The sequence below is a fragment of the Azonexus sp. genome (assembly GCF_036170495.1).
Taxonomy (GTDB): Bacteria; Pseudomonadota; Gammaproteobacteria; order Burkholderiales; family Rhodocyclaceae; genus Azonexus.
In genome coordinates this window covers 1-22,026 of sequence record NZ_JAVHPH010000133.1, presented here as the reverse complement: position 1 = coordinate 22,026, position 22,026 = coordinate 1, and the positions used below count along the sequence as shown (strand labels likewise).

22 protein-coding genes and 1 tRNA gene are annotated in these 22,026 nt (G+C 61.9%); 15 read left to right on the top strand and 8 right to left on the bottom strand.

Annotated elements, in window-relative coordinates:
- The 4 genes from ADADOO_RS04230 to ADADOO_RS04215 all read right to left on the bottom strand — a co-directional run.
- The coding region (locus ADADOO_RS04230) for a phospholipase D-like domain-containing protein (RefSeq protein WP_511275285.1) at nt 1–319 on the bottom strand (319 nt) is incomplete at its 3' end.
- On the bottom strand, nt 309–1,067 hold the full coding sequence (locus ADADOO_RS04225) for an endonuclease/exonuclease/phosphatase family protein (RefSeq protein WP_511275283.1): 759 nt from the start codon (nt 1,065–1,067) through the stop codon (nt 309–311). The genes ADADOO_RS04230 and ADADOO_RS04225, both read right to left, overlap by 11 nt.
- Before the next feature lie 4 nt (nt 1,068–1,071).
- Nucleotides 1,072–2,169, bottom strand: a complete 1,098-nt coding sequence (nadA, locus tag ADADOO_RS04220; protein ID WP_511275281.1) for a quinolinate synthase NadA — start codon at nt 2,167–2,169, stop codon at nt 1,072–1,074.
- Between the two features lie 59 nt (nt 2,170–2,228).
- Nucleotides 2,229–2,681 (bottom strand): rhodanese-like domain-containing protein, encoded by a 453-nt coding sequence (locus ADADOO_RS04215; protein ID WP_511275279.1) that lies wholly within the window; start codon nt 2,679–2,681, stop codon nt 2,229–2,231.
- 47 nt (nt 2,682–2,728) lie between these two features.
- Here ADADOO_RS04215 and ADADOO_RS04210 point away from each other — a divergent pair, with 47 nt between their 5' ends.
- The 3 genes from ADADOO_RS04210 (at nt 2,729) to ADADOO_RS04200 (ending at nt 6,053) form a co-directional block, all read left to right on the top strand.
- Entirely contained in the window at nt 2,729–3,895 is a 1,167-nt protein-coding gene (locus ADADOO_RS04210; RefSeq protein ID WP_511275277.1) for a cation diffusion facilitator family transporter, read from the top strand.
- 189 nt (nt 3,896–4,084) lie between these two features.
- Complete coding sequence (gene glnA / locus ADADOO_RS04205) at nt 4,085–5,500, top strand: type I glutamate--ammonia ligase (protein WP_511275275.1); 1,416 nt, start codon at nt 4,085–4,087, stop codon at nt 5,498–5,500.
- Between the two features lie 109 nt (nt 5,501–5,609).
- Nucleotides 5,610–6,053, top strand: a complete 444-nt coding sequence (locus ADADOO_RS04200; protein WP_511275274.1) for a DUF4124 domain-containing protein — start codon at nt 5,610–5,612, stop codon at nt 6,051–6,053.
- A 52-nt stretch (nt 6,054–6,105) separates the two neighbouring features.
- On the opposite strand, the gene ADADOO_RS04195 is transcribed toward ADADOO_RS04200, so the two are convergent.
- Entirely contained in the window at nt 6,106–9,246 is a 3,141-nt protein-coding gene (locus tag ADADOO_RS04195; protein ID WP_511275273.1) for an efflux RND transporter permease subunit, read from the bottom strand.
- A gap of 3 nt (nt 9,247–9,249) precedes the next feature.
- Entirely contained in the window at nt 9,250–10,338 is a 1,089-nt protein-coding gene (locus ADADOO_RS04190) for an efflux RND transporter periplasmic adaptor subunit (protein ID WP_511275271.1), read from the bottom strand.
- A gap of 90 nt (nt 10,339–10,428) precedes the next feature.
- Here ADADOO_RS04190 and glnL point away from each other — a divergent pair, with 90 nt between their 5' ends.
- From glnL to ADADOO_RS04150, 8 genes are read left to right on the top strand one after another with little or no spacing between them, the layout of a single operon-like run.
- Entirely contained in the window at nt 10,429–11,499 is a 1,071-nt protein-coding gene (gene glnL / locus ADADOO_RS04185) for a nitrogen regulation protein NR(II) (RefSeq protein WP_511275269.1), read from the top strand.
- A gap of 49 nt (nt 11,500–11,548) precedes the next feature.
- Nucleotides 11,549–12,961, top strand: a complete 1,413-nt coding sequence (gene ntrC, locus ADADOO_RS04180) for a nitrogen regulation protein NR(I) (RefSeq protein WP_511275286.1) — start codon at nt 11,549–11,551, stop codon at nt 12,959–12,961.
- A gap of 10 nt (nt 12,962–12,971) precedes the next feature.
- Entirely contained in the window at nt 12,972–13,763 is a 792-nt protein-coding gene (locus ADADOO_RS04175) for a biotin--[acetyl-CoA-carboxylase] ligase (protein WP_511275267.1), read from the top strand.
- Entirely contained in the window at nt 13,760–14,476 is a 717-nt protein-coding gene (locus tag ADADOO_RS04170) for a type III pantothenate kinase (protein ID WP_511275266.1), read from the top strand. Before ADADOO_RS04175 ends, ADADOO_RS04170 begins: the two co-directional genes overlap by 4 nt.
- Nucleotides 14,477–14,533: 57 nt before the next feature.
- The gene (locus tag ADADOO_RS04165; protein WP_511275264.1) at nt 14,534–14,935 is read left to right on the top strand and encodes a DUF350 domain-containing protein; all 402 of its coding nucleotides are present in this window, start codon (nt 14,534–14,536) and stop codon (nt 14,933–14,935) included.
- A gap of 19 nt (nt 14,936–14,954) precedes the next feature.
- On the top strand, nt 14,955–15,971 hold the full coding sequence (locus ADADOO_RS04160) for an SPFH domain-containing protein (protein ID WP_511275262.1): 1,017 nt from the start codon (nt 14,955–14,957) through the stop codon (nt 15,969–15,971).
- Nucleotides 15,972–15,981: 10 nt separating this feature from the next.
- Complete coding sequence (locus tag ADADOO_RS04155; protein WP_511275260.1) at nt 15,982–17,907, top strand: DUF4178 domain-containing protein; 1,926 nt, start codon at nt 15,982–15,984, stop codon at nt 17,905–17,907.
- On the top strand, nt 17,907–18,050 hold the full coding sequence (locus ADADOO_RS04150; protein WP_511275258.1) for a hypothetical protein: 144 nt from the start codon (nt 17,907–17,909) through the stop codon (nt 18,048–18,050). The genes ADADOO_RS04155 and ADADOO_RS04150 overlap by 1 nt, the downstream gene beginning before the upstream one ends.
- A 4-nt stretch (nt 18,051–18,054) precedes the next feature.
- Here the strand turns inward: ADADOO_RS04150 and ADADOO_RS04145 are convergent, their stop codons facing one another.
- Complete coding sequence (locus ADADOO_RS04145; RefSeq protein WP_511275256.1) at nt 18,055–18,729, bottom strand: glycine-rich domain-containing protein; 675 nt, start codon at nt 18,727–18,729, stop codon at nt 18,055–18,057.
- A gap of 2 nt (nt 18,730–18,731) precedes the next feature.
- A complete protein-coding gene (locus ADADOO_RS04140) occupies nt 18,732–20,186 on the bottom strand; it encodes an NAD-dependent succinate-semialdehyde dehydrogenase (protein ID WP_511275254.1) in 1,455 nt (484 codons plus the stop codon).
- Nucleotides 20,187–20,249: 63 nt separating this feature from the next.
- On the opposite strand from ADADOO_RS04140, the gene ADADOO_RS04135 reads away from it, so the two are divergent.
- From ADADOO_RS04135 to ADADOO_RS04120, 4 genes are all read left to right on the top strand, one after another.
- On the top strand, nt 20,250–20,750 hold the full coding sequence (locus tag ADADOO_RS04135; RefSeq protein WP_511275252.1) for a C40 family peptidase: 501 nt from the start codon (nt 20,250–20,252) through the stop codon (nt 20,748–20,750).
- Between the two features lie 104 nt (nt 20,751–20,854).
- Nucleotides 20,855–20,931 (top strand) — tRNA-Arg (locus ADADOO_RS04130).
- A gap of 547 nt (nt 20,932–21,478) precedes the next feature.
- Nucleotides 21,479–21,703, top strand: coding sequence for a DNA-binding protein (locus tag ADADOO_RS04125; RefSeq protein ID WP_511275251.1), 225 nt, complete (start codon nt 21,479–21,481; stop codon nt 21,701–21,703).
- An 11-nt stretch (nt 21,704–21,714) separates the two neighbouring features.
- The gene (locus ADADOO_RS04120) at nt 21,715–22,023 is read left to right on the top strand and encodes a type IV secretion system protein (RefSeq protein WP_511275249.1); all 309 of its coding nucleotides are present in this window, start codon (nt 21,715–21,717) and stop codon (nt 22,021–22,023) included.
- The last annotated feature ends 3 nt before the right edge of the window (nt 22,024–22,026 follow it).

The window sequence follows — 22,026 nt, the reverse complement described above, 5'->3', positions numbered from 1 at the left end:
GGCGCTTGAAGTGGAAGCGGCCGATTTCGGGCCGGTAGAACATGGCGCGGACGCCGGCTACGGTCAACCGGGAAAAGAAGTCGATTTTGAAATTGCGCGCCCCGAAGCCGTCGACCGTGAGATTGACCTGAACGCCCCGTTCGGCCGCCCGGCACAGGGCGTTGGCGACCTGGTGGCCGATCACGTCGTTGGCGAAGATGTAGCTTTCAAGGTAGATCTCGACTTCGGCGGCGTCGATGGCGGCGAGCAGAGCCGGGAAATAGTCGTCGCCCGAATTGAGCAGGGTGAGCCGGTTGCCCGGCACAAACTCAGCGGCCATGCCGGGTCAGGTGCGCCGATAGCGCGGCGTGATCGGAAATGGCCGACCACGGCAGGCCGTGATGGACTTCGGTGCTGATTACGTCGAAGCCGCGCACGTAGATGCGGTCGAGGCGAAACATCGGCATGGCGGCCGGAAAGCTGCGCACCGGCGTGCCGGTCGGGCCGCTGAATACCTCTTGCAGGCCGAGGCGGCGGGTCAGGTCGTCGCCGACCCGGTTGCGCCAGTCGTTGAAATCGCCGGCAACGATGAGCGGGGCTTCCGGTTCGGCCAGGTGGTCGAGGTAATCGGCTAGCGCCGCCATCTGCTTGCGCCGCGAATAGCCGAACAGCGACAGGTGGGCGCAGACGCAATGCACCACCAGGTTATTCGGCAGTTCGATCCGGCAATGGAGCAGGCCGCGCTTTTCGAACTGCAGGTGAGTGACGTCCTGGTTGTGGGCATGCAGGATGGGGAAGCGCGAGAGGATGGCGTTGCCGTGGTGGCCATGGTCGTAGCGCATGTTGCGGCCGTAGGCGGACGATGCCCAGACGTCTTCGGCGAGGAACTCGTGCTGCGGCGAAGCCGGCCAGTCGTCATGCGTCTCGGCATGGCCGAGGTGGAGGCCCTGGACTTCCTGCAGGAAGACGATGTCCGGGTTCAGCTGGCGCAGGCGGTCGCGCAGCTCATGCACCATCATCCGCCGGTTGAATTGCGAAAAGCCCTTGTGGATGTTGTAGGTCGTGACATGCAGCGCAGGCTGGGTCATCGGCTCAGGAAATCGCCAGCATGCGGTCGAGGGCGAGCTTGGCGAGGGTGGCTTCGTGGGCCGGCACGGAAATCGGGTTGACCACCTTGCCGTCGACTAGATTTTCCAGCGTCCACGCCAGATGCTGCGGGTCGATGCGCTGCATCGTCGAGCACATGCAGACGGTGGTCGCCATGAACTGGACGATCTTGTTTTGCGGCAGCACTTCCCTGGCCAGCCGGTCGACCAGGTTGAGCTCGGTGCCGACCAGCCAGCGGGTGCCCTCCGGCGCTTCCTTGATGGTTTTGACGATGTGTTCGGTCGAGCCGACGTAATCGGCGGCGGCACAGACTTCGAAATTGCATTCCGGGTGGGCGATGACCTTGCCCTCCGGGTACTTGGCGCGGAAGGCGTCGATGTGCGATTTCTGGAACATCTGATGTACCGAGCAGTGGCCTTTCCAGAGCAGAATCTTGGCCTTCTTGATCTGCGCTGGTGTCAGGCCGCCGAGTTCGAGGTCGGGATCCCAGACGACCATTTCGTTCATCGCGATGCCCATGTTGTGGCCGGTCCACCGGCCGAGATGCTGGTCGGGGAAGAACAGCACTTTCGGCCGACGCTCGAAGGCCCATTGGGCAATGGTGCCGGCGTTCGAGGAGGTGCACACGATGCCGCCATGCTCGCCGCAGAAGGCTTTGAGGTCAGCCGCCGAATTGATGTAGGTGACCGGCGTGACTTCTTCTTCGGCGTTCAACACTTCGTTGAGCTCACGCCAGCAGCGCTCGACCTTGGCCAGGTTGGCCATGTCGGCCATCGAACAGCCAGCCGCGAGGTCGGGCAGGATCGCCTTCTGGTGCGGCGCGGTCATGATGTCGGCAACTTCGGCCATGAAATGCACGCCGCAGAAAATGACGAATTCCGAATCGGTCTGCGAGGCCAGGCGCGACAGCTTGAGCGAATCGCCGGTCAGGTCGGCGTATTGATAAACGTCGGCGCGCTGGTAGTGGTGGCAGAGGATGACGGCCCGCTTGCCGAGCTTGGCGCGGGCGACGCGGATGCGCTCATGGCAGGCCTCGTCGGAGAGGCGGTCGAAGGGGTCGAAGGCGATGGTGGCTGTTTGCATACTGTGCTCTGATCTCTGGCCATTTCAATTTTGGCCGTTTTTTACGGTTGACCGTGGGATTATCCCTGAATCCACGGTAATCCGGCCTGGCGCCAGCCGCCGATGGTGTTGCGATGCCCGTTGGCATCCTTGTCGCCCTCGAAGCCTTCGAGGATGTTGAAACAGCTGTTGTAGCCGGCTTCGCTGGCGGCGGTAGCCGCGGCGACCGAGCGCACGCCACTGCGGCAAAGGAACATGACCAGCGCTTCGGGATCGACCTGGCGCTTGAGTTCGGCCAGGAAATGGGCGTTGCGCCCGCCGCCCGGGTACTGGTTCCATTCGATCTCGACGGCGCCGTTCACCCGGCCGACCCAATCCCATTCGGCCCGGGTGCGGACGTCTACGATCCGGGCGCCGGGCGCCAGGCGCCACAGCTCAAAGGCCTCCTGCGGCGTCAGTTCCCCCTGGTACGGTCTGTCCAGAGCCTTGCCTCGGGCCTGAGCCAGGCCAAGTATTTCGCGCATCTTTCCCATGGTCGTCAACTGTTAAAATCACAAGTTAATAGTATAGGGCAGAGATCATGGCACTTGAGCATCACACCACCGCTACGCCGGCTGAACGCTCGGCTCAGGCACAGAAGGCAACCTGGGTCAGTGTCGCCGTCAATCTGGTGATGACGCTCGCCCAGTTGATTGTCGGCTGGCTGGCCCACTCGCAGTCGCTCGTTGCCCACGGCCTGCATTCGTTTTCCGATCTGCTGTCGGATTTTCTCGTCATCTATGCCACCCGGCAGAGCGCCCACCCGGCCGACCGAGCCCATCCCTACGGCCACGCCCGCGTCGAAACCGCCGCGACGCTGGTTCTCGGTACGTCCCTGACCCTGATCGGCGGCGGCATTCTCTGGGAATCGGGTATGCGTCTCCAGCACATCGAAGCCTTGCCCACCGTCGAACTCGCCGCCTTATGGGTCGCTGTCGCCACGGTGATTTCCAAGGAAGCCCTGTATCGCTACCTGATTCGGGTGGCCGAACGGTTGCGCTCGCAACTGCTCATCGGCAACGCCCTGCATACGCGGGCCGATGCCGCGTCGGCACTGGTCGTCGTGGTCGGCATCGGCGGCGCGCTCATGGGCTGGTCGTTTCTCGACCTGCTGGCAGCGGCGCTGATGGGCTTCATGATCCTGCACATGGGCGCCGGTCTGGCCTGGGGCGCGATCAAGGAGCTGATCGACACCGGTCTCGACGATGTCCAGGTCGAAGCCATCCGGAAAACGTTGCTGGCGACGCCCGGCGTGCGCGACCTGCACCAGCTGCGGACCCGGCGCATGGCGCATCAAGCCCTGGTCGATACCCACGTCCAGGTCGATTCGCGGATCAGCGTTTCCGAAGGCCATCGTATTGCCGAATCGGCGCGCGCCAGAGTCCTCCGCGAACATCCCGAGGTGCTCGATGTGCTCGTCCATATCGACCCGGAAGATGACATGGACCCCGATAGCTACGCGACGCGATTGCCGGCGCGGGATGCTTTGCTCGGCGAATTGCAGCCTCTGCTTGCCGGACTGCCTGAGCCTGAAAAAATTGTCCTGCACTACCTGAAAGGCCAGGTCGAGGCTGAAATCTTCTTCAGTCATGTCCTGTTTGAAAACGGTGAGGCGCTTCGCCAGGCCGAGAACCTTCTGGTCGATCGCCTGAAATTACACCCCTGGATTCGGCGTGTATCGGTGAACTGCCTGGTTGCACCAAATTAGTGCGAAAGTTGTGTCAATTGCACGATTGCAGTGCGTCAATTCTTTGTTTAAACCCTGCATCTCGTTGTGGCAAAATACAAAGATTATTCACCCGCCTTTGGCACACTTTCTGCTAAAAAGTGGCGGGTTACGATTTTTTGATTGTCGCCGGATCGCCCGGCAACTTGTTTTCTTAGGAGATTAAGGCATATGGCAACCCCGCAAGACGTCATCAAGATGATCAAGGAAAACGACGCCAAGTTCGTCGATTTCCGTTTCACCGACACCCGTGGCAAGGAACAGCACGTCACCGTGCCTATCTCCGCCTTCAGCGAAGACAAGTTCGAAAATGGTCACGCTTTCGACGGTTCCTCCATCGCCGGCTGGAAGGGTATCCAGGCTTCCGACATGCAACTGAACCCGGATCCGGACACCGCCTACATCGACCCGTTCTTCGACGAAACTACCGTTGTCCTGACTTGCGACGTCGTTGATCCGGCCGATGGCCGTGGCTACGACCGCGATCCGCGTTCCATCGCCAAGCGCGCTGAAGCCTACCTCAAGTCCTCCGGCATCGGCGATACCGCCTACTTCGGTCCGGAACCGGAATTCTTCATTTTTGACGGCGTCGAATGGAGTGTCGACATGTCCGGCTGCTCCCTGAAGATCCACTCTGCTGAAGCAGCCTGGGGTTCGGGCGAAAGCAACGACGGTTCCGGTTCCACCGGCCACCGTCCGACCGTCAAGGGCGGCTACTTCCCGGTTCCCCCGGTCGACAGCCTGCACGACATCCGTTCGGCCATGTGCCTGACCCTCGAATCCTTGGGCGTGCCGGTCGAAGTTCATCACCACGAAGTCGCCAATGCCGGCCAGTGCGAAATCGGCACGGTTTTCAGCACCCTGACCAAGCGCGCCGACTGGACCCAGATCCTCAAGTACGTGGTGCACAACGTGTCGCACCAGTACGGCAAGACCGCCACTTTCATGCCGAAGCCCATCGTTGGCGACAACGGTTCCGGCATGCACGTCCACCAGTCCATCTGGAAAGACGGCAAGAACCTGTTCGCTGGCGACGGCTATGCTGGCCTGTCTGAAACCGCCCTGTTCTACATCGGCGGCATCATCAAGCACGCCAAGGCCCTGAACGCCATCACCAATCCGGGTACCAACTCCTACAAGCGTCTGGTGCCGCACTACGAAGCCCCGGTCAAGTTGGCTTACTCGGCCAAGAACCGTTCGGCTTCCATCCGCATTCCGTACGTTGCCTCGACCAAGGCGCGTCGTATCGAGACCCGCTTCCCGGATCCGATCGCCAACCCGTACCTGTGCTTCTCGGCGCTGATGATGGCCGGTCTGGATGGTATCCAGAACAAGATTCACCCGGGCGACCCGGCTGACAAGAATCTGTATGACCTGCCGCCGGAAGAAGATGCCAAGATCCCGACCGTCTGCGCTTCCCTCGACGAAGCACTTGACGCTCTGGACAAGGATCGCGACTTCCTGACCCGTGGTGGCGTCTTCTCCAACGACTGGATCGATGCCTACATCACCCTGAAGATGGAAGAAGTGAATAAGGTTCGCATGACGACCCACCCGGTCGAGTTTGATCTGTACTATTCCTGCTGATCAGCCGGACAAGCAAAAAGGGCGGGGTTTCCCGCCCTTTTTTTGTTTACTTTTTCCTGGCTCGGCCGTTAAGTCCGGTACACTCAAAAAATTGACAGGAATGATGACGATGACACGCAGTCCGCTGGCCCTGCTTATCGCTTTGTTGCCGCTCTCGGTTTCGGCCCAGACGATTTACAAATGTGTCGATGCCAATGGCAACACGACTTATGCCAGCGCCCGGATCGAGAAGAGTTGCAAGGTCATTTCCAGTGGACAGGAAAACGCCATTCCGGCACCCAAAGCCAGGCCCGGTGCTGCAGCCAATCCGTCGCCGGCTGGCTTTCCGCGCGTGCAGGAAGACACTCAGCGGGCCCGTGATGGGGATCGTCGCCACATTCTTGAGCAGGAGCTGGCCGGCGAGCAGCGTAATCTCGAATTGGCGCGCAAGGAGTTGTCCGAACAGCTGGCCGCTGGTTCGACAGGCGACCGTATCGCTCCCTATCGCGACCGCGTCGGGCAGCATGAACGGAATATCCAGGCGATCCAGAAAGAGCTGGGCAACCTTCGGTAGTTGTGGGTCGCTAGTCATTGGTTTTTGCTAAAAACCACCGACTAACAACTGACTACTCGCTCCTCACCTTGTACCAGGCAGCATAAAGTGCCGGCAGGAAGAGCAGGGTCAGCGCGGTGGCGACGATCAGGCCGCCCATGATGGCGACGGCCATCGGTCCGAAAAAGTCGTTGCGCGACAGCGGAATCATGGCCAGCACGGCTGCCGCGGCGGTCAGTACGATGGGTCGGAAACGTCGCACGGTCGACTCGATAATCGCCGCATGGCGTGGCTTCCCCGCTGCCATGTCTTGCTCGATCTGGTCGACGAGAATCACTGAGTTGCGCATGATCATGCCGAACAGCGCAATGGTGCCGAGCAGCGCCATGAAACCGAAGGGTTGCCGGAAAACGAGCAGGAACAGCGCGATGCCGATGATGCCGAGCGGTGCCGTGAGCAGCACCATGACGACGCGCGAGACGCTTTGCAACTGGATCATCAGGATGGTGATCACAGCCAGCACGAAGAGGGGGATGCCGGCCATCACCGAGCCGGAGCCTTTCGAGGATTCCTCGACTGAGCCGCCGGTGGCGATGCGGTAGCCGTCGGGCAGACTGGCCTGAATTGCGTCGATCGCGGGTTTGATGCGGTCGACAACGGTGGCCGGTTGAATCTTGCCGTACAGGTTGCCGCGCACGGTGATCGTCGGCAGACGGTCGCGGCGCCAGATCAGTCCTGGCTCGAAGCGGTGTTTGAGGCGGCCAATCTGACTGAGCGGAACGCTCTTGCCGGCGCGTGTCGGTACCGACAGATCATCCAGTGACGACAGGTGGCGGCGTTCCTCGCGGTCGCCCCGCAGGACGACATCAATGCTTTTTTCGCCTTCCCGGTAGCTGGTCACTGTATAGCCGTTGAGCGACATATTGAGCAGGGCGGCAATGTCCTGGCTGGAGACGCCGAGCAGGCGGGCCTTGTCCTGATCGATTTCGATCTCTACCGTTTTGGACAACTCGCTCCAGTCCGTGTTGATGTTCGATAGTTCCGGGTTCTGGCGCATAACCGTGGCGATTTGGCTGGCGGCGGCGCGCAGCGTCGCAATATTTTCCCCGGAAACGCGGTATTGCACGGGATAGCCGACTGGTGGGCCGTTTTCAATGCGGGCGACGTTGCCCCGGGCGGTGAAACTTTCATTTTCGAACAGTTTTACCAGTCGACCGCGGAGCGCCTCGCGTGCTTCGATGTCACGGGTCGCGATGACCACCTGGCCGACATTGCTGGCTGGCAGTTGTTGGTCGAGGCCGAGGTAATAGCGCGGGGCCCCGGAGCCGACGAAGAACAGGTAATGCTCGAACTGGTCGAACTCCGCCTTGTCCTGGTCGAGCCATTGCTCAAGGCGCTTGGCTTCGGCGTCGATGGCGGCGATCGAGGCGCCTTCGGGCAGGCGCAACTCAACATTGATTTCGAGGCGGGTCGAGTTCGGGAAGAACTGCTTTTGCACCTTGATCATGCCGCCGATGGACAGCGCAAAAAGGATGATAGTGATGCCAATGACCAGCCAGCGCCGCCCGACACACCAGCTGACCAGCTGGCGAAAGCGGGCGTAGAACGGCGTGCCATAGACGTCATGGTCTTCGGCGTGGCCCGGGCCGTTGAGACCGATCTTGTCGGCCAGTCGGGCCAGGCGCGGCAGGCGTTTTTCCAGCTGGCTGCTTCGATGTGCCGCGTGCGGATTGGGCAGCAGCTTGTAGCCGAGCCAGGGAATGGCAATGACGGCAGCCAGCCACGAAATGAGCAGGGCGACGGCGTTGATCTGGAAGAAGGCAAAGGCATATTCGCCGGTCGATGACTTGGCCAGCGCGATGGGGATGAAGCCGGCGACGGTGACCAGGGTGCCGGAGAGCATCGGCCCGGCCGTGCTCGTGTAGGCAAAGGAGGCGGCGCGGGTGCGTTCCCAGCCCTGCTCCATCTTCACCCACATCATCTCGACGGCAATGATCGCATCGTCGACCAGCAGGCCGAGGGCGAGCACCAGGGCGCCGAGCGACACCTTGTGCAGGCCGACGTTGAGCAGGTTCATGGCGAGGAAGGTGGCAGCCAGGACGAGCGGGATCGAGATGGCGACAACCAGGCCGGTGCGGATGCCGAGGCTGATAAAGGTGACAATCAGCACGACGATGACCGCTTCGGCCAGCGACTGGGTGAACGCTTTGACCGAACGGGCGACGGCTTCCGGCTGGCTGGTCGCCACGCCGATGTCGACGCCGACCGGCAAGGCGGCCTGCAGCTTGACAATGCGCGTGTTCAGGGCTTTGCCGAGTTCGATGATGTCGCCACCCTTGGCCATCGAGACGCCAATGGCGAGGGCGGGTTTGCCGCCGAAGCGAACTTGGGTACCCGGTGGGTCGATGGTCCCACGCCGGATGTCGGCGATGTCGCCGAGCCGGAAACTGCGGCCGCCAGCCCGAATCAGGGTGTCGGCGACAGCCTGCACGCTGTTGAAAGCGCCGCCGGGGCGAATCTGGATGCGCTCGCTGGCCGTCTCGAAGAAGCCGGTGCCGGTGACGGCATTCTGCTGATTCATCGCCTGGACGATGGTCGCCTGATCGATGCCTAGCGTGGCGAGTTTGGTGTTGGAGAGTTCGACATAAATCTTTTCGTCCTGAATGCCGAAGATTTCCACCTTGCCGACCTGCGGGACGCGCAGCAGTTCATCGCGAATGCGCTCGGCCTGGTCCTTGAGCTGCGGGTAGTCGAAGCCTTCCGCGGTCAACGCGTAAATATTGCCAAAAACGTCACCGAACTCGTCGTTGAAAAACGGTCCCTGAATGCCGGCCGGCAAGGTGTGGCGAATGTCGCCGATCTTCTTGCGGACCTGGTAAAAAACGTCGGGTACGTTGGCCGGCGGCGTGCTGTCCTTGGCGAAGAACATCACGGTCGACTCGCCGGGCCGCGAGAAACTGGAAACGCGGTCGATGTAGGGCGTTTCCTGCAGCTTTTTCTCGATCTTGTCGGTCAGTTGCTGCTCGACCTGACGCGCCGTGGCGCCTGGCCAGAAACTGCGGATCACCATGATCTTGAAGGTGAAGGGCGGATCTTCGGCCTGGCCGAGCCTGCCGTAGGCAAAAACGCCCATCAGGGCGATGGCGAGCAGGAAGTAGCCGACCAGCGTGCGGTGATGTAGCGTCCAGTCCGACAGGTTGAAGCGTTGGCTCATGGCTTAGCGCTGCCGATCCGGCGGCGTGGCCGGCCTGGCCTGCACTTCCTGGCCGTCGACCAGCTGGCCGGCGCCGCTGATGATGACCAGTTCGCCGGCTGCCAGTCCGCCACTCAATGCGACGCCATCCTCGCGGAAATGGGCAACCTGGACTGGCCGGGAGGTGACCTTGCCGTCCTTGACGATACGGACCAGTGGCCCCTGCCCAAGATCGATCACGGCGCTCAATGGAACGAGCAGCTTGCTGTCCGCAGCGCCACCGAGAATGACGCGCGCCGTCATGCCAAGGCGAACCTCGGGCGGCGGGGCGACGATGCGGATACGTGCGGCGTAGGTCCGCGTCGCTGGATCGGCGGCGGGCGACAACTCACGCAGTTCGCCGCGCAAGGTGATTTTCGGGTCGGCCCACAGGCTGACGGCCAGGTTTTGGGTGGCTTTCAGTTCAGCCAGACGGCTTTCCGGAATGGCAATGGCGACTTCCTTTTCCTCCGGGCGGGCGACGCGCATCACGGCCTGGCCAGCGCTAACGACCTGGCCGGCATCGACGAGAACGGCCGTGACGATGGCTGAAAATTCGCTGCTCAAGGTCCCGTAGCGGGTCTGGTTGCCGCTGATGCGGCTCTGCGCGCGGGCCTGTTCGAGACGGGCCTGGGCGCTATTCAAGGCGTTGTCCTTGGCATCGAAAGCGGCCTGGCTGACGAATTTTTTGGCGACCAGGCCGGCATAGCGCTCGCGCTCGGCGCGTGCCGTGGTGTGCTCGCTTTCGGCGGCCGCCAATTGGGCGCGGGCGGCCGCCGCGGCCAGTTCGAGATCGGCCGGGTCGAGGCGGGCCAGCGGCTGACCAGCCTTGATTTCGGCGCCGGCATCGACCAGCCGGGCGGCGAGCTTGCCGCCGACGCGGAAAGCCAGGTCGACCTCGTGCCGGGCGCGGATTTCGCCGGTATAGACGGCGCCGGTCAATGGTGCACTGGCTGCCGCCTGAACGAGAACGGCGCGGGGGCCTGGTGGCGTGGTGTCGCCTGCCTGACAGCCGGCAAGAACGGTAGCGGCAGTAAGCAGCAAGGCGGCAACACGAGGGGCGGTCTGGATCATTTGGGGAGGTCCGGGGGCAGTGTTCGGATGATAATGAACGATTGGTCAGTAACGCAAGTTATCATCAGTAGGGGGTGTCGAATCGCTACAATGACGGGCATGAACGTAACCCATTCTTCCTTTGCCGGCCTTGATCTGCTGGCTTCGGCGGTGCTCCTGCTCGATGATGCGCTGGCCATCCGCTATATCAACGCGGCCGGTGAAAACCTGCTGGCCGTGAGCAGTCGCGCCGTGATTGGCCAAACACTGACGGCGGTATGCACTTGCTCGGCGACGCTGCAGTCGGCCCTCGACAATGGTCTGAACAACAATTGGGGCTACACCGGCCAGAACATCGAGTTGAAACGCAGCGATGGCGAAGCGCTCAACATCAACTGCACGGTGACGCCGCTACGTCCGGATATTGCGCCGGGTGTCCGCCTGTTGCTCGAATTGCAGCCGATCCAGCATCACTTGGCGGCAACCCGCGAAGAGCGCCTGATCGAGCAACAGCAGGTGAGCCGTGAGCTGATCCGCAATCTGGCGCATGAAATCAAAAATCCGCTTGGCGGCATTCGCGGCGCCGCGCAGTTGCTGGAACATGAACTGGCTAACCCTTCGCTCAAGGAATACACCCAGGTCATCATCAAGGAGGCGGATCGTCTTCAGGACCTGATGCAGCGCTTGCTCACCCCGCATCGGGCGATGTTGCCGACGACGGTCAACATCCACGAAATACTGGAACGGGTGCGCAGCCTATTGACCGCCGAGTTCCCGGGCTCGCTGAGCGTTCGTCGAGATTACGACACGAGCCTGCCGGAACTGGTTGGCGATCGCGAACAATTGATCCAGGCGGTCCTCAATATTGCCCGCAATGCCGCGCAGGCCATGGGCGGCGAGGGCGAAATCGTTCTCCGCACGCGCTCACTACGCCAAGTGACCCTGGCCAAAAAACGCTATCGCCTGGCCATGGAAATCAAGGTCATCGACAACGGCCCAGGGATTCCCGAGGAAATCCGCGAGCGCATGTTCTATCCGCTGGTTTCCGGACGTGAGGGGGGGAGCGGCCTGGGTCTGACTATTGCCCAGAATTTCATTCAGCATCATCACGGCACGATCGATTGTCACAGCCGGCCCGGCCACACGGTCTTCACGCTGAATCTGCCTGTTGAGCAGGCTTGAGTCTTGCTTCTATCAAGGCCATTCTGAAAACAAAATGAGCCACCAAAATATGAAACCGGTCTGGGTCGTAGATGACGATCGTTCGATTCGCTGGGTGCTGGAAAAAACCCTGTCCCGCGAAGGTATCCCGTTCAAGAGTTTTGCCTCGGCCAGTGAGGCCATTTCGCAGCTCGAACAAGGCATCGAACCGCCGCAGGTGCTGATGTCGGACATTCGCATGCCCGGCCAGTCCGGGCTGGAGCTCCTGCAGGAAGTGAAAACCCGTTTCCCGTCGGTGCCGGTCATCATCATGACCGCCTACTCCGATCTCGAAAGCGCCGTCGCCGCTTTCCAGGGTGGCGCCTTCGAATACCTGCCGAAACCCTTCGATGTCGATCAGGCGGTCGAGCTGATTCGCCGCGCCATTGATGAATCAATGCACCAAAGCGGTGCAGCTGAGGAGGAGGGGCTGGTCCCGGAGATTCTCGGTCAGGCGCCAGCCATGCAGGAAGTCTTCCGTGCCATCGGCCGGCTGGCGCTGTCGCATGCGACGGTGCTGATTACCGGCGAGTCGGGCTCGGGCAAGGAGTTGGTGGCGCGCGCTCTGCACCGCCACAGTCCGCGTGCTGACAAACCGTTCATCGCCATCAACACGGCAGCCATTCCCAAGGATTTGCTGGAGTCGGAACTGTTCGGCCACGAGCGCGGCGCCTTCACCGGTGCCCAGGCCCAGCGGCGTGGCCGCTTCGAGCAGGCCGAGAGCGGCACGCTGTTTCTCGATGAAATCGGCGACATGCCGGCCGAGTTGCAAACCCGCCTGCTGCGCGTCCTGTCCGACGGGCACTTCTACCGCGTCGGCGGCCATTCGCCGATCAAGGCCAACGTCCGGGTCATTGCCGCGACGCACCAGAATCTCGATACGCGGGTCAAGGATGGTCTGTTCCGCGAAGATTTGTTTCATCGCCTGAACGTTATCCGTATCCGCCTGCCGGCGCTGCGTGAACGGCGCGAGGACATTCCCTTGCTGGCCCGCCATTTTCTGCAGAAGAGTGCGCGGGAGCTCGGCGTCGAAACCAAGCGGCTGACCGAAGCCGCCCTGAAATACATGAGCGGTCTTGATTTTCAGGGCAATGTCCGGCAACTGGAAAATCTTTGTCATTGGCTGACCGTCATGGCGCCGGGGCAGCAAGTCGATGTCAGCGACTTGCCCGGCGAATTGCGCGAGGCGACCCCCGTGTCGCTGGCGACCGACTGGGAAAGCGCGCTGGAAGGCGAGGCCGACCGCATGCTGGCGCGCGGTGTGCCAGACATTCACGGCGTCCTGTCGCAGGTCTTCGAACGCATCCTGATCGCCCGGGCGCTGGCCCACACCGGCGGTCGGCGCATCGAGGCGGCGCAGGCGCTGGGCATCGGGCGCAACACGATCACCCGCAAGATCGCCGAGCTCGGCATCGATGGCGGCAAGGAGCACGCGGCGGAGTAAAATCCGCCGCATGACACTGATCGATCCCGTCTTGCTGAAAGCGCGGCTGGCTGGTTTGGCCGGCCGCTTTGACGTCGACGCGCTGGACGAATGCGATTCGACGAGCAGCGAACTCATGCGCCGGGCCGAGCGCGGTGCACCGTCCGGCTCGGTGGTTGTCGCCGACCGGCAAAGCGCCGGGCGCGGGCGGCGCGGGCGGAGCTGGCTGTCATCACCCGAATCCAGTTTGACCTTTTCGCTGCTTTGGCGATTTTCCGGCAATGCGGCCAGCCTGAGCGGCCTGTCGCTGGCCGTTGGTGTCGCCCTCGCGCAGGCCATGGAAAACCTCGGCGCCACCGGTGTTTGCCTGAAATGGCCGAACGACGTGCTGCTCCGTTCGGGCGACGATTTCGCCAAACTGGCCGGCATCCTGATCGAGCTGTCCTCCGATCGCCGTGGTACGCAGGCGATCATCGGCATCGGCCTCAACCTGGCGCCGCCGACGGGCGACCTGCCGCAGCCGGCGGCCGGTTTGAGCCAAGCCTGTCCAAAAACCATTGATCGCCACGACGTCCTGGCCGCCATTCTCGGCCAGTTGGCCGCGGTCCTCGATACGTTTACGGTCAACCGGTTTTTTGGCCTAAAAATGAAATGGCAGAGCTACCACGCCTGGCAGGATCAGGCTGTGCAAATCCTCGGCGATGGTGAAGATCCAAGGCGCGGCCGCTGTCTCGGCGTCGATGACGACGGCGCCCTGTTGCTCGAAACCGCGGCCGGGATCGAACGCATTTTTTCCGGCGATGTCAGCCTGAGGCGTGCATGATCGTCTGTCTCGACAGCGGCAATAGCCGCATCAAATGGGGCGTCCATGACGGCAAGCAATGGCTAGCCCAGGGCGCTGTCGCTCACGCCGAGGTCGAGCCGTTGCGGCAGCTGGTTAGCGACTGGCCGCATCCGGCCAAGGTGATGCTGGCCAATGTCGCTGGCGCCGAGGCCGGCGAGCGAATTCGTCAGCAGCTTGCGCCATGGCTATCGGTGTTTTTTGAGGCACGCTCGGAAGAGACGCGTTGCGGCGTCACCAACCTTTATCGCAATCCCGGCCAACTCGGCGTCGACCGCTGGTGTGCGCTGATCGGCGCCCGCGGCTTGAGCCGGACGGCGGCCATCGTCGTCATGGCCGGGACGGCGACGACCATCGACACCCTCGACGCCGACGGCAATTTCCTCGGCGGCCTGATCCTTCCCGGCGGCGATCTGATGCGCCGCTCGCTGGTCGCCGACACGGCCGCCCTGCCGTTCGCCGATGGCCGCCACGCCGACTATCCGCGCTGCACCGACGACGCCATCGTCACCGGCATCATCGAGGCGCAGGTCGGCGCCATCGAACGCGCCTGGCAGCGACTCGGCAACATCGACAAGGTCTGCCTGTTGTCCGGCGGCAACGCGGCTAGTCTGGCGCCGCACCTCGGCATGCGCTGGCGGGCGGTAGGCAACTTGCCGCTGGAAGGTTTGCTCCGTCTGGCGCTCGACGCTTGAACAAACGCCAGCGAGCGGTGACAATCCGCTGTCATTGCGCCACCTCCGGGAGATTCCATGTTCGATCCGGTCATTAGCAGCCTGCCCACCTTTGCTGGCTATTTCGCGACAGCCGTCGGCTTGCTTGCGGTCTTTCTCGTCCTCTATGTCTTGGTCACCCCCTACAACGAGCTGGCGCTGATTCGCCAGGGCAACACGGCGGCGGCGATCAGCCTGGCCGGCGCCATCGTTGGCTACGCCCTGCCGATTGCCGTTTCCGTCGCCGTCAGCCATAACATCGGTGCCATGATCGGTTGGGGCGTCGTCGCCTGCGTCGTCCAGTTGGTCGCCTACATCGTGGCGCGCCTGGCATTGCCGCAACTCGTGCTGAACATTCCGCAGGGCAAGGTCGCCTCCGGGATCTTCCTCGCTTCGCTTTCCCTCGGCATCGGCATCCTCAACGCCGGCTGCATCGCCTAATCATTCAAGGAGAAAACTCATGGCTCTGATGGACTTCATCAAGAAACAGTTTATCGACATCCTGCAATGGACCGAGGATGGCGACGGCACCCTGGCCTGGCGTTTTCCGATGGCCGAGATGGAAATCCAGAACGGCGCCAGCCTGACGGTGCGCGACTCGCAGATGGCCTTGTTCGTCAACGAAGGCACGGTCGCCGATGTTTTTGGCCCCGGCATGGTCAAGCTGACGACGCAGACGCTGCCCGTCCTGACCTACCTGAAGAACTGGGACAAGCTCTTCGAGTCCCCGTTTAAATCCGACGTTTACTTCTTCTCGACGCGCACCCAGCTCGACCAGAAGTGGGGTACGCCCAACCCGATCACCATCCGCGACAAGGAATTCGGCATCGTCCGCCTGCGCGCCTTCGGTATCTATTCGTATCACCTGACCGACCCTAAAATTTTCTACCAGAAGATTTCCGGTACCCGCGACGCCTACACGCGCGAGGAACTCGAAGGCCAGTTGCGCAACACCCTGGTCGCCGGCCTGACCGACCTGTTCGGCGAATCCGGCGTGCCCTTCATCGACATGGCATCCAACCAGGACGAATTCGGCAAGGCGATGCAGGCCAAGGCGGCGCCGATGTTTGCCGAGTACGGTCTGGCGCTCGATTCGCTGGTCGTCCAGAACGTCTCGCTGCCCGAAGAACTGCAGAAGATTCTCGACCAGAAGATCGGCATGAACATGATCGGCGACCTGCAGCGCTACACGCAGTACCAGGTTGCCAACAGTATTCCGGATGCCGCCAGGAACGAGGGCGGCATGGCGGCGATGGGCGTTGGCCTCGGCGCTGGTGTCGGGTTCGGCCAGGTCGTCGGGCAAGCCATGGCCGGGGCCTTGCAGCAACCGGCTGGCGGGGTGCCAGCGGCCGGCTCGGTGTCGGCTGACGAAGTCGTCGCGACGCTCGAAAAGCTACACGGGCTGGTCGAAAAAGGCATCCTGAGCCAGGCCGAGTTCGAGGCCAAAAAAGCGGAATTGCTCAAAAAACTGAGTTGACCGTAGCACCGTGGCTGTAAGCGCCCACTGCCCTTCCTGCGGGGCGCCGGTTGTCTTCAAATCGGCGTCCTCGGTCTTTGCCGTCTGTGAATACTGCCAGAGCACGCTGGTTCGCCACGACCAGAATCTCGAAGACATCGGCAAGATGGCGGCGCTGGTCGAGGACCGTTCGCCGCTGCAACTGGGGGCCGAAGGCAGCTACCAGGGCGTCCATTTCGCGCTGATCGGGCGCATCCAGATCAAGTACAGCCAGGGCATCTGGAACGAGTGGCATCTGCTCTTCGACGACATGCGGACTGGCTGGCTGTCGGAGGCTGGCGGAGAGTATGTGCTCACCTTCGCGCAGTTCGTGGCGGAGGCGCTGCCGCAATTCGATGACCTCAAGATCGGCCAGCGCTTCGTGCTGGCCAGCCAGACGTGGACGGTCAGCAACATCGAAAACGCCGAGTGCGTGGCTGGTCAGGGTGAGTTGCCATTCAAGGTCGGGGCTGGCTATCCGGTGGCTGCGGTCGACCTGAGAAATCAGGCCAATTTCGCCACGCTCGATTATTCGGAAACGCCGCCGCTGTTGTTCGTCGGCGAGGCGGTCGAGTTCAGTTCGCTGAACATGGCCAACCTGCGCGACGGCATGGCCGTGCCGACCAAGGCCGTCGAAGCCCGCGTTTTTCGCTGCCCGAGCTGCGGCTCGCCGATGGCGGCCCGCTCGCGGGAAATTCTCGCGGTTGGCTGCGCTTCCTGTGGCGCGGTAGTCGATACCGCTGACGAGAGCTACAAGATTTTGTCGAAGTCGCTTGGCATGCGCGACGAAAAGTACACGCCACGCCTGCCGCTGGGCAGCAAGGGGCGGCTCGAGGGCAAGCCGGTCGAAGTCATCGGCTTTCTCGTCAAACGTTGCGTTGTCGATGGCATCGCCTACGATTGGAGCGAATACCTGCTGGCTGGCGAGCATGGCACTTATCGCTGGCTGACCGAATACAACGGCCACTGGAATGTCGTTGACGTGCTGTCCAAACCGCCGGCGGGCGGCATTGTCGAAGTCGAGAACGTTCGTTTTGGCGGGCAGGTCTTCAAGCATTTCTCAACCACGCAGGCGGCGGAAGTCGTTCAGGTGGCCGGTGAATTCACGTGGCGGGTCAGGCGCGGCGAGACCAATCGCGTCGTCGATTACGTGGCGCCGCCGCTCATGCTGTCGAGCGAATCGACGGACAACGATCTGAGCTGGTCGCAAGGCAACTACGTCGAGCCGCAAGTGATCACCGAGGCTTTCAGGCTGAAAGCAGATTTGCCCCGGCCGACGGGTGTTTTCGCCAACCAGCCGAATCCATGGCGCGCGACGAATCGGCGGATCTGGAGCCTGTTCTGGAAGCTGGCGCTGGCGGCCATTCTGGTTCAAGCCTTCTTCATCTTTGTCTCTAGCGGCAAGGTGTTGCTGCGTCAGGATTTCACCTTCGAGCCGCAGCGCGGCGAGGAGGTGCTGACCCGCGAATTCGAAATCACCGGCAAGCCGCGCAAGATCGCCGTGAAGAACCAGACCTCACTCGACAACAACTGGATCGGCCTCGACATGATGCTGGTCAACAAGGCGACCGGTGCCGCCTGGCCTGCCGCCCGCGAGTTGTCTTTTTACAGCGGCTACGACGATGGGCGGTGGACCGAGGGCAGCCAGAGCGACGAAATCGTCTTCCTGAATATTCCGGCCGGCACCTATTACCTGACGCTCGACCCCGACATGGCGCCGGAAAAACCGGTCGCCGTGCGCGACCGTGTCGAAGTGCATACGGCCGGTGCCGGCTGGTCGAATTTCGTGCTGGTGATGATTTTCCTGATCATCTTCCCGATCTTCACCGCCACCCGTCATGCCGCCTTCGAAGTGCGTCGCTGGGCCGAAAGCGACCACGCGCCAGTGAGCAGCGACGATTCGGACGGAGACGACTGATGTTCGACAAATTTACCTTCGCCACCGGGGTCTTCGCTGTGCTGCTCTTTGCCTATGCCCAGCAGCAGGGCTGGAATCTGTTCGACACCGTGGCCAACCCGGCGCACGGCGGCTCGGGCAGCAGCCGGACTTATCACAAGTAGCCGGCTAGTCCCCGCCGCCTCCGCCGCACCCACCACCACAACCGCCGCCGCCATCACCCCCGCTGTCTGAACTTCCGGAGTCACCGGAACATCCGCCGCTACCACCGCCGCAGCCGATGTGGCTGGCGCAATAGCCGGTTCCCGCCGCGCCGCCACTGGCCGCCAGGCAATCCAGTTGATAGACGAAGCCGCCGGCGATGCCCAGCGCGGCATCGAGCGCAAACAGGCGGGGCAGGCGTTCCGGGGTTTTCGGGTTGATCTTCTCGTGCGCGCAGGCCAGTCGCCAGGCGCGCTTGAGGCCATCGCTCGCCTGGGTTGGCGTGCGCATCGCTTCGGCCGGCGTGTGGTGCAGGAAGCGGCCGAAGGCGTGGCGGCAGAACTTGTCGTACTGACGCGTGAACAGGATGAACTCGTGCCAGGCATCGTCCGCCGCCTGCGATGGCATGGCGACCATGTGCCGGCCAGCCTTGCGGCAAAGCTGAAAATAATCGTCGAGTGCGGCGAAAACTGCGCTGCGCTGTTCGGCACTCAATTCAGGACGGCGCGCCGCCAGACGCTTGTCGAGAAAACGCTGGTAAGGATAGCCAGCGATATAGGTGCCGCGCCGTTGCCGGCTCCAGTTGCGCCAAAGCAGGACGGCGACCAGCGCTAGCAGCGAAATGAGGACGATCTTGCCCATGGTCAGCCGTTGATGTCGAAACAGAGATACTTTATTTCGAGGTAATCCTCAATGCCGTACTTCGAACCTTCGCGGCCGAGGCCGGATTGCTTGATGCCGCCGAAAGGTGCGACCTCGTTCGAAATCAGCCCGGTATTGACGCCGACCATGCCGTATTCGAGCGCCTCGCCGACGCGCCAGCAACGACCGATATCGCGCGTGAAAAAATAGGATGCCAGGCCGAATTCGGTGTCGTTGGCCATGGCGATGGCTTCGGCCTCGGTTTCGAATTTGAAGAGCGGGGCGACCGGGCCGAAGGTTTCTTCGCGGGCGACCTGCATGGCGGTCGTCACATCGGCCAGCACTGTCGGCTGGAAGAAATTGCCACCGCGTTCGTGCCGGGCGCCGCCGCACAGCACGCGAGCGCCTTTGCCAACCGCATCGGCGACATGGGCCTCGACCTTGCTCAGGCCGGCGGCGTTGATCAACGGGCCTTGGGCGACGCCGGATTCGGTGCCGTCGCCGACCTTGAGGCCGTTTGCCTTGTCGGCGAACTTGCTGGCGAATTCCTCGTAGATGCCCGACTGGACGAGGAAGCGGTTGGCGCAGACGCAGGTCTGGCCGGTGTTCCGGTATTTGGCCGCCAAAGCGCCGTCGACCGCAGCATTGACGTCGGCGTCGTCGAAAACGATGAACGGTGCGTTGCCGCCGAGTTCCAGCGACAGCTTCTTGATGGTCGGCGCGCATTGCGCCATGAGCCGGCGGCCGACGGCGGTCGAGCCGGTAAACGACAGTTTGCGGACGATCGGGTTGGCGCACAGCTCGCCGCCGATGTCGGCCGGCTTGCCGGTTATCACGTTCAACACGCCGGCCGGAAAACCCGCCTGCTCGGCCAGCACGGCCAGCGCCAGGGCGCTGAGCGGGGTCGCTTCGGCCGGCTTGATAACCACCGGGCAACCGGCAGCGAGGGCCGGGGCGACCTTGCGGGTGATCATCGCGAACGGGAAATTCCACGGCGTGATCGCCGCGCAGACGCCAATCGGCTGCTTGATGACGATCAGCCGCGTGTTCGCGGCCGGGCTGGGAATGCTCTCGCCGTAAGTACGCTTGCCTTCTTCGGCAAACCATTCGACGAAGGAGGCGCCGTAGAGGACTTCGCCCTTGGCCTCGGCCAGCGGCTTGCCACATTCGGCCGTGATGATCTGCGCCAGGTCATCGGCGTTGTCGAGAATCAGTCGGTTCCAGGCCTGCATCACCTGGGCCCGACGGCGGGCGGTCAGGGCGCGCCAGGCCGGCCAGGCGGTGTTGGCGGCATCGATGACGCGGCGGGTTTCAGCGGCACCGCAGAGCGGCACTTGGCCAATCTGCTCGCCGCTCGCCGGGTTGATCACGGCGAAAGTCGCACCATCGTCGGCCGCATTCCAATTTTGGCCAATTTTTCCGGTTGACCGTAGCAAGTCGGTATTTTGCAGTTTCATGGTCTTGAAAATTCCTGTAAAAACGGTAAGTTGCAAATTGTTCCAAGAAAACCCCATCGCTTGATGCGCATTCCTGTCCTGATCCCGATCTTCCTGTCCGCCTTGTTGCTGGCCGCCTGCGCAGGCCCGGCGTTGCGTTCCGGCTCATCGCCGGAAACTATAGCGCAAGGCTCGCATCCGGTCAGCGAGAAGGGCAATGAAGTGGTTTTCTACGCCATGGGGCTGATCGGTACCGGCTACCGTTTTGGCGGCAAGAACCCCGAGGCCGGTCTCGATTGCAGCGGCATGGTCAGCTACATCTATGGCCGGGCAGCAGGACTGAAGGTACAGGGCAGTGCCGCCGACATCGCGCGCCACGGCCGGGCGATCGAGCTCGCCGAATTGCGTCCGGGCGACCTGGTTTTCTTCAATACCCTCAATCGCTCGTACTCGCATGTCGGGATATTCATCGGCGATGCGCGTTTTATCCATGCCCCTTCGACCAACGGCCGCGTTCGCATCGACCGCCTGAGCGACAGCTACTACGCTGCGCGCTTTGAGGCCGCAAGAACCTTCTTCGACTGAGGCCATGCTGCGCAGAGGGGTTGCCGCGGCCATGCCACGGCGCGCAATCTTCGGGCTGGCATGGACGCAAGCCTTCCCTTGGGAGTAGAATCCGTCCTCCCAAAGCGCCCGTAGCTCAGCTGGATAGAGTACTGCCCTCCGAAGGCAGGGGTCGGGGGTTCGAATCTCTCCGGGCGCACCAATATTTTTATGTAAAAACAACGCATTACACTTTGCAGTGTGATGCGTTGTTTTGCATTCGTGTGCAGGTTTTTGCACACTTGGTGTGGCGTATTTGTGGCAATCCAATTTTTGGCATGCTGCATGACAACGCAACCGACTGCGATGTATCATTCAAACACTCGTGCTGAGGACGTTGTGAACGGCTTCGAAAAAAAAGCAAAGGGTTCAAGGGGCATAGCAAGCCGAACCTTGCCTACTAAGCGAAAGCCACGGACTGTTCAGCGGCCGTCCCCGTAAGCGGATCGGGGAGTCGGTTAGAAAGGATGTTGAGAAACATCGCCTAGTGGTGCCACCACCGGTGTTGTGATGAGGCCGGATTTTCAAAGGGTGGAACTTCCCGGGAGAGCGAGGGCACCATGGGGCACAACCCCGCCGTGTTTTGCTTGTTGCTAAGTTGGCCGTAGTGGCACTGGGCGTAAATCTCCGGACAACTGAGCAGGATACGGAACCGCGGACTCATCCGACTTGACTGGCCCTTGGCCAGTTGGGATCGGAGATGTTCGCCCATGAATGCCCTTCTGACCGTAGATCACCTTTCGCAGTACCTGCACAAATCCGTTGCTAGTATTCGCAGCGACGCTACCCGCAACCCTCAATCCCTTCCTCCGATCTGCAGGCTACCTGGCACCAAGCGCCTGCTTTGGCGCATTGAGGATGTCGAGCACTGGATTGCCGCTCATGTCGAGGGAATGTCCGTTACGGCTGTGATAGCTTTGTCGGTGCAGCCCTGAGCGCCGGGATCATGCTCCTGCTGGCAGCCGTCGCGGTCAATATGCTCCTGATCTTGGTATCGGCCTGGATCTTGATGTATGCCGGGATCTTCTTCCTCGGGTTTGGTGGATCGCGGTGGACTTCCGACATGGCGATCAACTACTACAGAACTGTGCTTGGCGTTGCCGTACAGCTCATGGCAATGGTGCTCCTGGTCGGCATCGGCACCGACTTGCTTTCGGGCTTCTACGCAAAGATGAATAAGGGCACGCTCAATTTTGAGGAGCTGTATAGTGGTCCCCGTTTTCAAGACAGCGGTTTAAGCTGGGCGCTGTCATAAGGA

Coding starts and splice junctions, on each gene's coding strand:
- ADADOO_RS04165 (WP_511275264.1), top strand. CDS start 14,534: ATGTTCGATCCGGTCATTAGCAGCCTGCCCACCTTTGCTGGCTATTTC.
- ADADOO_RS04190 (WP_511275271.1), bottom strand. CDS start 10,338: ATGATCCAGACCGCCCCTCGTGTTGCCGCCTTGCTGCTTACTGCCGCT.
- ADADOO_RS04210 (WP_511275277.1), top strand. CDS start 2,729: ATGGCACTTGAGCATCACACCACCGCTACGCCGGCTGAACGCTCGGCT.
- ADADOO_RS04125 (WP_511275251.1), top strand. CDS start 21,479: ATGAATGCCCTTCTGACCGTAGATCACCTTTCGCAGTACCTGCACAAA.
- ADADOO_RS04175 (WP_511275267.1), top strand. CDS start 12,972: ATGACACTGATCGATCCCGTCTTGCTGAAAGCGCGGCTGGCTGGTTTG.
- ADADOO_RS04215 (WP_511275279.1), bottom strand. CDS start 2,681: ATGGGAAAGATGCGCGAAATACTTGGCCTGGCTCAGGCCCGAGGCAAG.
- ADADOO_RS04150 (WP_511275258.1), top strand. CDS start 17,907: ATGTTCGACAAATTTACCTTCGCCACCGGGGTCTTCGCTGTGCTGCTC.
- ADADOO_RS04140 (WP_511275254.1), bottom strand. CDS start 20,186: ATGAAACTGCAAAATACCGACTTGCTACGGTCAACCGGAAAAATTGGC.
- nadA (WP_511275281.1), bottom strand. CDS start 2,169: ATGCAAACAGCCACCATCGCCTTCGACCCCTTCGACCGCCTCTCCGAC.
- ADADOO_RS04200 (WP_511275274.1), top strand. CDS start 5,610: ATGACACGCAGTCCGCTGGCCCTGCTTATCGCTTTGTTGCCGCTCTCG.
- glnL (WP_511275269.1), top strand. CDS start 10,429: ATGACGGGCATGAACGTAACCCATTCTTCCTTTGCCGGCCTTGATCTG.
- ADADOO_RS04145 (WP_511275256.1), bottom strand. CDS start 18,729: ATGGGCAAGATCGTCCTCATTTCGCTGCTAGCGCTGGTCGCCGTCCTG.
- ADADOO_RS04120 (WP_511275249.1), top strand. CDS start 21,715: ATGCTCCTGCTGGCAGCCGTCGCGGTCAATATGCTCCTGATCTTGGTA.
- glnA (WP_511275275.1), top strand. CDS start 4,085: ATGGCAACCCCGCAAGACGTCATCAAGATGATCAAGGAAAACGACGCC.
- ADADOO_RS04225 (WP_511275283.1), bottom strand. CDS start 1,067: ATGACCCAGCCTGCGCTGCATGTCACGACCTACAACATCCACAAGGGC.
- ADADOO_RS04160 (WP_511275262.1), top strand. CDS start 14,955: ATGGCTCTGATGGACTTCATCAAGAAACAGTTTATCGACATCCTGCAA.
- ntrC (WP_511275286.1), top strand. CDS start 11,549: ATGAAACCGGTCTGGGTCGTAGATGACGATCGTTCGATTCGCTGGGTG.
- ADADOO_RS04135 (WP_511275252.1), top strand. CDS start 20,250: ATGCGCATTCCTGTCCTGATCCCGATCTTCCTGTCCGCCTTGTTGCTG.
- ADADOO_RS04170 (WP_511275266.1), top strand. CDS start 13,760: ATGATCGTCTGTCTCGACAGCGGCAATAGCCGCATCAAATGGGGCGTC.
- ADADOO_RS04195 (WP_511275273.1), bottom strand. CDS start 9,246: ATGAGCCAACGCTTCAACCTGTCGGACTGGACGCTACATCACCGCACG.